The 9,829-nt window shown below is 67.4% G+C and carries 6 protein-coding genes; all 6 read right to left on the reverse strand.

Features of this window, described 5'->3' with window-relative positions; all coding sequences use genetic code 11:
• Positions 1 to 4,010: DEAD/DEAH box helicase (locus tag VLR48_RS08785; protein WP_325291418.1), on the reverse strand; the 4,010-nt coding region annotated here is incomplete at its 3' end.
• Positions 4,003 to 5,835, reverse strand: coding sequence for a hypothetical protein (locus tag VLR48_RS08790; RefSeq protein ID WP_325291419.1), 1,833 nt, complete (start codon positions 5,833 to 5,835; stop codon positions 4,003 to 4,005). The genes VLR48_RS08790 and VLR48_RS08785, both read right to left, overlap by 8 nt.
• A gap of 295 nt (positions 5,836 to 6,130) precedes the next feature.
• Positions 6,131 to 7,900 carry an Hsp70 family protein gene (locus VLR48_RS08795; RefSeq protein WP_325291420.1) on the reverse strand — a complete coding sequence of 590 codons (1,770 nt, stop codon included), beginning with the start codon at positions 7,898 to 7,900 and terminating at the stop codon, positions 6,131 to 6,133.
• Positions 7,897 to 8,574: a nucleotide exchange factor GrpE gene (locus tag VLR48_RS08800; protein ID WP_325291421.1), complete on the reverse strand. Its 678-nt coding sequence runs from the start codon at positions 8,572 to 8,574 to the stop codon at positions 7,897 to 7,899. The genes VLR48_RS08795 and VLR48_RS08800 overlap by 4 nt, the downstream gene beginning before the upstream one ends.
• A 3-nt stretch (positions 8,575 to 8,577) precedes the next feature.
• A complete protein-coding gene (locus tag VLR48_RS08805) occupies positions 8,578 to 8,871 on the reverse strand; it encodes a molecular chaperone DnaJ (RefSeq protein WP_325291422.1) in 294 nt (97 codons plus the stop codon).
• Positions 8,872 to 9,022: 151 nt separating this feature from the next.
• Positions 9,023 to 9,829, reverse strand: an 807-nt coding sequence (locus VLR48_RS08810; protein ID WP_325291423.1) for a hypothetical protein, incomplete at its 5' end; no start/stop codon positions are given.

The raw sequence follows: 9,829 nt of genomic DNA on the forward strand, positions 1-9,829 counted from the left end.
CGATAGACGGTAACAGGTCGCTGTTGACCGATGCGGTGGGCGCGGTCCGAGGCCTGATCCTCCACGGCGGGATTCCACCAAGGATCCATATGGATCACATAGTCCGCGGCGGTGAGATTCAGACCGACGCCCCCGGCACGCAGGCTGATCAGAAAGAGCTCGCCCTCGCCGGCCTGGAAGGCGGCGACGGCGGCGCGGCGCTGGGGTTCCGGGGTGGAGCCGTCGAGATATTGGTAGCGGATTCCGCGGGCGTCGAGATGGGCGCGGATCAGTGAGAGGTGGTCGACAAACTGGCTGAAGACGAGCGCCTTGTGGCGGTTCTCGAGAAGCTCGTCGAGGATCTCGTTGAAGGCATCGAGTTTGGCGCTCGACAGATCGCTGTCCGGAAGCGCCAGACGCGGGTGGCAGCAGGCACGCCGCAGACGCACGATCTCGGCGAGGAGCTGAATGCGTTGCTGACCGGGGTTGGCCGCTGCCCCCGGGTCGGACAGGCGCTCGACGGCCTGTCGGCGCATCGCCTCGTAGAGGGCCAGCTCGCCGTCGCTGAGCTCCAGCCGCAAGGTGATCTCGGTGCGCGGCGGCAGCTCGCTCAGGACCTCGCTCTTGAGCCGGCGCAGGATGAAGGGGCGCAGCAGTTGACGCAGACGATGCCGCGCGCCCGTGTCCCTGTACTGCTCGATCGGGATGGCGAAGCGGCGGTTGAAGGTCTCGAGCGAGCCGAGCAGACCCGGATTGATGAAGCGGAAGAGGTTCCACAGCTCGCCGAGATGGTTCTCCACAGGCGTCCCCGTGGTGAGCATCCGGAACGCCCCCTTGAGCCGCATGATGGCCTGCGAGCGCTTGGTCAGGGCATTCTTGAACGACTGGGCCTCGTCCGCGACGATGGTCTCCCAGGGCACCGCGGCGAGACGCTCCCCTTCGGTCTGCAGGAGACCGTAGCTGCAGATGATCAGATCGAAGGGGCCGGCGGCGTCCAGCATCGCGGTCCGATCGCCGGGCCCGAAGCGGCGCGGCTGCAAGGTTGGCGCGAAACGACCGGCCTCGTCGACCCAGTTGCCGCAGACCGAGGTGGGCGCCAACACCAGGGTCGGACCCTTGGGTGCACGCGACAGGATCAGGGCCAACGCCTGGAGGGTTTTGCCGAGACCCATGTCGTCGGCGAGACAGGCGCCGGCGCCCCAATGCGCGAGCCGGGCGAGCCAGCGGTAACCCTCGATCTGGTAGTCGCGCAGCTCGGCCTGCAGGGTGGAGGGGATCTCGGGCTCCAGCTCCTCGACGGCGGCGAGGCGATCGAGCAGGGACTGCCAGGCCTTGTCCGCATCGAGCGTCATGCCGTCGATCGCCTCGGCGATGGCCGGTGCGGCGAGCGGGTGGAAGCGGCCGTTGTCGGTCAGACCGCGCAGACCGTCGAGCTTGCGCCGCAACGCCTGGCTGAGGACCAGAAAGTCGCGCTCGCCGAGCGGGATAAACCGCCCCTTCGCAGCAGCCGCGAGATCCAGCAGCTCCTGCATGAGGAGGATCCGACCGCTGTCGAGCCGGATCTCGCCCTGAAGGTCGAGCCAGTCGCCCTCCTGCTCGATCTTGACGCGCAGTTGGGCCATCTGCATCTCGGGAGTCAGTCCGATCCGCTTGCCTTCGGGCCAATCCAGAACGACCGCCTCGCCGAGCGCGTGGAGCTGCTCGAGCGTCGTCAGCGCCGTTTCGAGATCGTCGAGCGACCAGCTCCAGGACTCGTTGTCGCGGAGAGCGGGACAGGCGTCGAGCACCTCGCGTGCCGCGGTGCGCTCACCCTCGAGGTCGCGGGTACAGCGTACGGCGCGCCCTTCGATCTCGGTGATCAGGGTCGCCCGCCCCTGCCCCGGCAGGAGCTGCGGACCGCTGTCGCCGAACGGGTGCATCCGCAGCTCGAGGTTCAGACCGGCAGCGAAGGGGCTCAGGTGGAGGTGCGGCCGGGCGTCGGCGGCCATCGTCTCGGCGGCGCTGTCGTCCCCGGCGATATCCGAATGGACGGTGACCATCGGGGCCACGGCGGCCAGCCCTTCGAGCAGTCGGGCCTCCGCGTCGCGGGGGACCTTCAGGCCGCCGGGCCCCAGGATGCGGGCGATCTCGCGATGGGCCGTCTCGAACTGGAACAGACGGACGCGTTTCGAGGTCTCGTCGACCGGCAGAAGCGAACGGCCTTCAGGCGGGAAGGGCTCGATGGCGACCAGGATATCCTCGTGGCATCGCACCACCGAGAGCACGGGGTCGCCGAGCACCAGCTCCAGCGGGAGCTCGGTGACGCCGTTGCCCCCCTGCCGGCGTACCGTCAGCAGCGGATGACCCACCGCGGCGAGCAGCGCACGGTCCGCATCGAAGCGATAACTCAGGCGGTCGGAGCCGCCATACCAGGTCGTGCCCTGCTCGCGCACGATACAGGCGCAGATCTCGCGGTCCTGCGGGGTCAGATAGCCGAAACTCTCCGGCTCTTCGACCAGCTTCTGCAGCGACACGGCACGCCCGCTCGTCCAACCGCCGCGCTTCATGCGCTTCTGCTCGCGCGGCTCCAGCATGGCGTACGTCTTGACGAAGCCGATCTGCCAGGCCATGCGCCGATCGGCGCCCTCGGTGGTGTCGTTACCGGGTGCGGCATGGGCGCCGAGTCCCTTGAGTGCGTCGAGTGCGATCTCCCAGGTCGCCTTGCGTGCGAGCAGATCGGTCATCGACGCCAGACCGTCCGGCGGCGCGCCGAGCTGCGGGCGCTCGCCTTCGAAACCAAAGGCATGCAGGAGTGCCGCAGCCTCGTGGGCGTACCAGAGAAACCCGGCCTGATTCGCCTTCGCAGCCCAACCGGCCAGGTCGTCGAGCGCCTCGGGCGCCGGCCGCTCGCCGAGCCAATGCAGCATCAGGGACTGAAACAGGAGCACGAAGGCGCCGCGCAACCCGAGGCGTTGCTCCAGCCAGGCGCACTCGTCCACCCGCCGCTGTCCGGCCAAGACGGTCGCCAACTCGCCGAGCAGGCGATACACCGGCTCGACGGGGTCGGAGACATCGGCGCGCAGACAGATCGCGACCTGCTGCTGAACAAACTCGAAGTCCTCCCGCTCGCCGCGCCGCAGGCGCGTCAGCAAGGCCAGAACACCCGGAATCCCGGGCAGATAGACCTTGCGCTTGCGGGTTGACTTGCGGATGGTTTCCCGGGCCGCCTCGAAGGCGTCGAGTGACTGCTCGTAGTGTCCGAGGAGGAACTCCAGCCAACCGCGCTGGACCAAGGCCGCGGGATCGCTGCGTCCCTCCAGTAAGGACGGAACCTCGGCAAGCCGGCCGCGCTGCAGCCTCTGCTCGATCAGTGCGTCGGCGACCTCGGGATGGGTTCCGACGAGCGGGATGAAGAGCTGCTCCATGAGGGCATAGACGCCGGTGCGCTCGATCATGTCGCGGGCGGCCAGGCGCAACGGCGGAACAAGGCCGGCGATCTTGAGCCGGGGATCGAGTGTTTCCAACCAGGCGGGGTCCGTCGAGGACGTCAAGACCAGGGTCAGCGGCATGACATGGGCCGCGGACAAACCGCTCAACGCAACCTGATCGCTCAAGGCGAACATCCGCAGCGCCTCGTCCTGACGCCCGGAATACAAGGCAACGCGGACCATCCGCAGACGCCGCTCGGGACTCGGTACGAGCCAGGTGGGGGCGTTCGGGGGGACGACCGGAATGACCCGCTCGGCCGCCGCGACGATCGACTCGAAGGTCCCGTCGGCGAGCGTCTCGCGCGTCAGGGGCTCGAGCAGATCGCGATGACAGGCGATCGCGCTGCGCTCCGATTGGATCCGGCCGGACCCGACCAAGCGCCGGACCAGGGCCTCGTCGGCATGCCGACTCAAGGGTGCCCCCGCCCGATCGCGCCACTCCAAGACGTCCAGAATCTGTTGCAGACGGTCTCGGGCAATCGGCTCGCAGATCACCGAGAGCACACGCAGAATCCGTTGCTCGTCCGCCGGCAGCGCGCGATAGGCGGCGAGCGCATCAGCCATTGCCGGTCTCCGGGAGCACAAAACCCAGCTTGGCAAGCCCCTTTCGGAAGGCGGCGAGCTTGGGCTCGGGGACACACACCAGGCGCTCGCCCGCGCGGGTGCAGTGCGGGGCCGTGACGGGATCCGAGGTCAGCATGACGGCAATGGCGGGATCACGGCATTTGACGAGCCGAGCCGGTCCGGCGTCGGCGAGTGCGGTCGCGCGCTCATCGACGTCGCGCAGCAGTTGGACGACCTCGGACGGCAGGGTCTCGTCCGTCGACGACTCGATGAATGCGCGGATGCGCCCTCGCTCGCCGGTGTCGGCGCTGTGCCGCAGCACGGCATCGGGATCCAGATGCCAAAGCCTTGGCGAGAGTGGCTGGGCAATCTGCTCCAACATCAGCCGCTCGGCCGGCTCGGGCTCGCGCTCGAGGGTCACGAGCAGATCGGCCCCGATCGAGCATAGCGGCGGTCGTTTCGGGAGCACGGGCTCGTAGGTCTCGGCCAGCCCCAAACAGTAGGCCCCGAGTGCGTTTAGCCGGATGTACCTGAGCCCGTCGTAACGGCTCAGGAAGGCAAACTCATCGACACCCCAGGCGTCCTCGTAGTCAGACCTCGCGCCGTAGGGTGAGGTGTAGGCGACATCGAGCATGCCCAGTGTGGCGAGATACTCGAAGAGATAGGCAAGGATGTAGCGACCCTGGAGGATCTCGAAACCGTCGGCGCCGTTCATGCCCAAGCTGCCGTAGTTTTGATCGACGAAATATAGCCCCCAGGCGTTCTCGGTCACCGCGAAGCGGCGGCCGCGGAACTGCATCTGTCGGAAGAGCTCGTCGATGGCCACCCAGCGGCCCGGAGGACAGCAGTCCCGCAGCGCGTCGGCGATGACCGCTCGGCGCTCCGACACTGCGCTGAGTCGCACCCCTTTTGCCGTCTGCCCCTTGATCAAATCGACGCGACGCAGCTCATCGGGGGTGCCCTTCTGTTGCCAGCGCGCGAAGAGGTGCGAGACCACCTCCTCGACCGGCTGAGACAGCGCCTTGTTGCCGCGCGCGGTCAGGACGAGCTTGCTGCCGTCGGCCTTCGCGAGCCCGCCGGCCTGCAGCAGGAGCGGCCAGGCAAAGGGGCGAATCGGCCGGATCGGACCGCCCACCGAGCGTGGCTCGTCCAGGTCGTCGTCCGCGCTGTACCAGTCACCGCCGAGCAGAACGCTCTCCAGCTTGGTCATGGAGGCGCTGCTCGGAAGACCCGTCTTGGCACCGACGCTGATGCGGCCCTGACCGATCAGGCGCAACACGCCCGGAAGGTCATGATGGATAAGGGTCTCGGTGACGAGACGCCGCAGCGGCTCGGATGCCTCCTCTTCGGGCTCCAGGATGATCGTCGAGGCAATGCTCGTCGGCAGGTCCTCGTCGGCGAAGCTCACGATCTCGAGCGGCGTCGGCACCGCGACGATCGACGCCAGTCGCTTGCGCAGATCCTCCGGGATCGATCCGTCGTAGAAGAAGAGCGGCAGCAGCGAACGCCGCTCTTGGCGGTCGCGCTCGGGCCGCGAATAGGAATAGGTCACCGGCTCGACGAGGCTCGGAAGCGATCCGTAGCGTGCCTTGAAGCCGGCGCGGTCGAAGAATCCGCCCCAGCGATGGACACTCTCGGCGAGGGCGTTTTGCTCGAGCTCGGAGAGCCGCCCCCAGTATTGGCTTAGGTCCGCCGACAAGAGCTCATGAGCGATCGCCTCGACCATCTCCGCTTTCCGAGTCGAGCGGTTCCCGCTCAACAACAGGTTGCGGCGCTGTTTCAGTTGCTCGGCAGTCAGGAGCCAGAGGGCCTGCTGTAATGTCATGGGCGGACTCGGGAGTGGATGTCGCGCGGGCAAAGGCGAGCAGGGCGGAGACGAACGCTCCTGCCGACAAGGCCCGCGCCTGCTTAAGCTCGCGGATGGCGCCGGTCCTGTCGTCCGCGGCGAGGCGACGGATCGCGCGTGCGACGGCGGCATCGCCGGCTCGATCGGCCGCCTGCAGCAGCTTCAGCTCAAGCCCGCAGCGACGGCACTGATCGGAGCCATCGAGACGGGCGCGACAATTGGGGCAACGGTCCATAACCTTAACCTGACAGCGCCGGAACCAAGAAATCCCGACTCAGGATTCCAGATAGAAGATCAGATCGGAGAGCCCGTCCATCGCCTCGTGGATGGCGACATCGTCATGCGCCGCGACCGCGTCGCGCAGGGTCTCGATCAGGTTCACCAGGTCTTCGCGGTCCTCCGAATTGGCGGTCTCCATCAGGCGCTCCGCCTTTTCGATCAGGGCCGTGGCCTGAACGCTGTCGCGTCGCTCGGCACTCGCCGCGACGCTTTCCCCGAGGGTCTCGGACCCATCGCTCGGCTCGCTGCTGAAGTCGCCGTCGATGAGTGCGCCGATGCGTGCGCGTGCGGCGGCCATGGTGTCCTGCTCGAAGCGGGCGGTGGCGTTGTCGATGACGATGCGCTGCTCGAGCCCGGTGCGCTTCTCGCGCGAGGTCACCTTCAGGATACCGTTCACGTCGAGCGAGAAGGTGGTGACGATGACGTTGCCGGCCGGTGCGTCGCTCAGTCCTTCGATACGGAAGGCGCCGATCTCGGTGTTGTTGAGCGCGTCCGGGTCCTCGCCTTGATAGACGCGCACGTCGATCGCGGCCTGGCCGTCCTCGATGGTGGAGAAGGCTTCGCTCTTGGTCACCGGGATCGGGGTATTCTTGCGGATCAAAGGGATGTAGACGAAGGGATAAAACTCGCCGTTGAGCTCGCCCAGCGCGCTGGTCCCGAAGGTGTAGGGCGTAACGTCCACCAGCACGCGCGAGACGCGCTGGCCGCCGATCACGGCCGCCTGGATGGCCGCACCGCTCGCCACGCACAGATCCGGGTCGACCTCGCTGCGCGGCTGCATCCGCAGCAGCTCTTCGAGACGCTGCTGGATCAAAGGCGTGCGGGTCGCGCCGCCGACCAGCAGCACCTCGCTGAGGTCCTCGATGCCCAAACCGGCCCCTTCGAGCGCGGTGTGCACCGCGTCCATGGTCTCGTCGATATAGGGGGCGATCATCGCCTCGTAGTCGTCGCGCGAGAGCTCCAGGGACAGGTTGACCGGCTTGCCCTGATGCTCGAGGAGATATTCCTCGTCGATGCGCACGAAGGGGGCGTCGCTGAGCGCGATCTTCGCGGTTTCAGCCGCGCGGGTCAGACGCGCCATCGCGACGCGGTTCGCACTCGGGTCCGTGCCCTGATCCTTGAGATGGGCGACCAGGTAATCGAGGATCCTCCCGTCGAAGTCGTCGCCGCCGAGCTGGTTGTTGCCGTGGCTCGACAGGACCTCGGTGACCTCTTTGGCGAGACGCACGACCGAGACGTCGAAGGTGCCGCCGCCCAGGTCGTAGACCAGGATGGTCTTGGGCTCCTGGTGATCGACCTCGTAGGCGAGTGCGGCGGCCGTCGGCTCGTTGATGATGCGCACCACTTCCAGCCCGGCCAGCTCGCCGGCGTCGCGGGTCGCCTGGCGTTGCGCGTCGGAGAAGTAGGCCGGGACCGTGATGACCGCCTTGCTCACCGGTTGGCCCAGATCGGACTCGGCCGCGCGCTTGAGCCGGCCGAGGATGAGCGCCGAGATCTCCTGCGGACTGTAGCGTTGCGCGCCCATCTCGATGACGGTGTCTTCGCCCATGCGCCGCTTCACCGAACGGATGGTGCGCTCCGGGGCCAGGATGTATTGATTGCGCGCGCTCTGACCGACCAAGAGGGCGCCGTCGTCCGCGATCCCGACCACGGAGGGCAGGATGGGGCTGCCGTCGACCGGGATGAGCCGAACCCGACCCTCCTCGACCACCGCGACCTCGGAGTTGGTGGTGCCGAGATCGATGCCGATGATGATGTCGCTCACTGGGGATGGTCCTCGAATTTGTTGACGATGACGTCGGCGAGACGCAGGAGCGACTCGCCGCGCCGATAACCGGTGCGCAGCTCCGCGAGCACCGTGCCGATCGGCAGGGCGGGATCGCGCCCGACCTCGAGTGCGCGCATGATCCGCGGATCGAAGGGCTGCCCGACGACTTGGATCGGACGCACCTCGCGCCGATCCAGGGTCTCGTCGAGCCGGCGTAGATTCATACTCAAGCCTTGGGTCATGCCGGTGATGAACTCGGCGGCACCGCTGGCGTGGGCAAGCCAATTCGGCCGATAGGCGGCGGCCTGACCGCGACCGTCCCGCATACGGTCGCGCAGCTCGACGAGCTCGAGCAGGATGTCGCGCTCGGCGTTCAGGGCGATGTCGCGGACATCCTGCTGGCGCCGGGAAAGCTCGGCGGACAGATGCTCGTTCGCTTGACGGAGGCTGTCGAAGAGGTCACGGAACTGCTCCAAGGCCGTCTTGACCTGACGCGACTCGAGCTTGACCTCGTTCTTGAGCGCAGCCAGCTCGGCGAGCAGGGTGAAGAGATCCGGCGCGTCGGTCTCGTCCGTATCGTCGATGCCCGCATCCGAGCCCTCGGGTGCGTTCGGTTCTACCTCCAGATAAGCCCGGAAACGTTCGAGCAACGCCGCCTTTGCATCATCCATGCGTCAGACCTCTCCGCGCAGCAACGCGGTCAACGTGGCCCGCTTCGGGCGTCGCGGCTCGCCCACGGGCGCGGCCTTGGCCAGGATGTCGGCCGCGGTCGGCGGCGTCTGATCGAACAGCCCGTAGGCGAGGCGATCACGGCGGGTGCGGATCTTCTCGTAGGCCGCGCGCAACGCCTCGAAACCCGCCGGATCGCGCTCCGGGGAGGCGCGGCGCAGACCGGCGAGATAGGCCGATTCGATGGCGGCGTCGTCCGCATCGAAGGGGACGCCGAGGATGAGAAAGGGGTCGGTCATGCGATCAGGGTCCGATGGTTGTTGAACCGCGTCCGGCGGGGCATGCGGTGTCGTCGTCTGGATTCGATCTCGTACGGGCCCGCGGTGTCGGCGGGAACGCGGTTCAAATGGTCAGGGTTCGGACGTTCCGGGGACTCCGGCATCGGCCCGCTCAGCGGCGCTTTCGTTTGGCGCGATTGCGTTTGCGCTTGCTCGGAGACGGTCCGCTGTCGAAGAGGCTCGGATCCGGAAATGGCAGATCTTCGACATCGAGGTCCGCCGCCAAGGCATTGATCATCAGATCCAATGCCTCCTTGCCCATGTCGCGCTCGATCTCGCGCATCGATTCGCCGATCGGACCCGGCATCTTCATCAGGGCGCGGAAGCCGCTCGGCCCGAGCGTGCGAATCATGTCGGCCAAGAGCGCGATCGACCTCCCGGCCATGTCGCTGTCGACGAGCGGGGCGTCGATGTCGTCGTCGTCCTCGTCCTCGTCCTCCCAGCCATCGTCGATGAAGCCACCTCCGAAACCACCCCGCGGCGGCCCCCCGAGGGGCAGCGGAGGGCCGCTCAGGATCTCGATGAGCCGATGCACCAGACGGGAGTCACCGTTGTCCCGGGCGCGCTCGAGCGCCTGCTCCAACCGCAGCATCTCCCGCATCGGGATATTCCAAGGCACAGTCCCGCTGTGGCGGGCTTCGAACGCATGCAGCTCGAAGACCGGCTCGCCGCGCCAGCGCTTCAAGGCAGCCTCCGCGAAGGCCTGCCGCACCTCGTGCAGGTCGGTGCGGCGCAGGGTTTCGCAGATCGACGCCATCTCGCCCTGATCGAGCTTAAGCCTGGCCGTCTGCTTGAGCGCCCCCTTCAGCTCGCGCCCGATCTCGCTCGGGAGCTTGGCGCCCGTATCCAGATGCGCCCGCACCCGTAAGAAAAAGGCACGCAGGTCCGCCGCATCGGGTGCCGGCGCTTTTGCCAGTCC

Source organism: Thiocapsa sp., assembly GCF_035467215.1.
Classification (GTDB): Bacteria; Pseudomonadota; Gammaproteobacteria; order Chromatiales; family Chromatiaceae; genus Thiocapsa.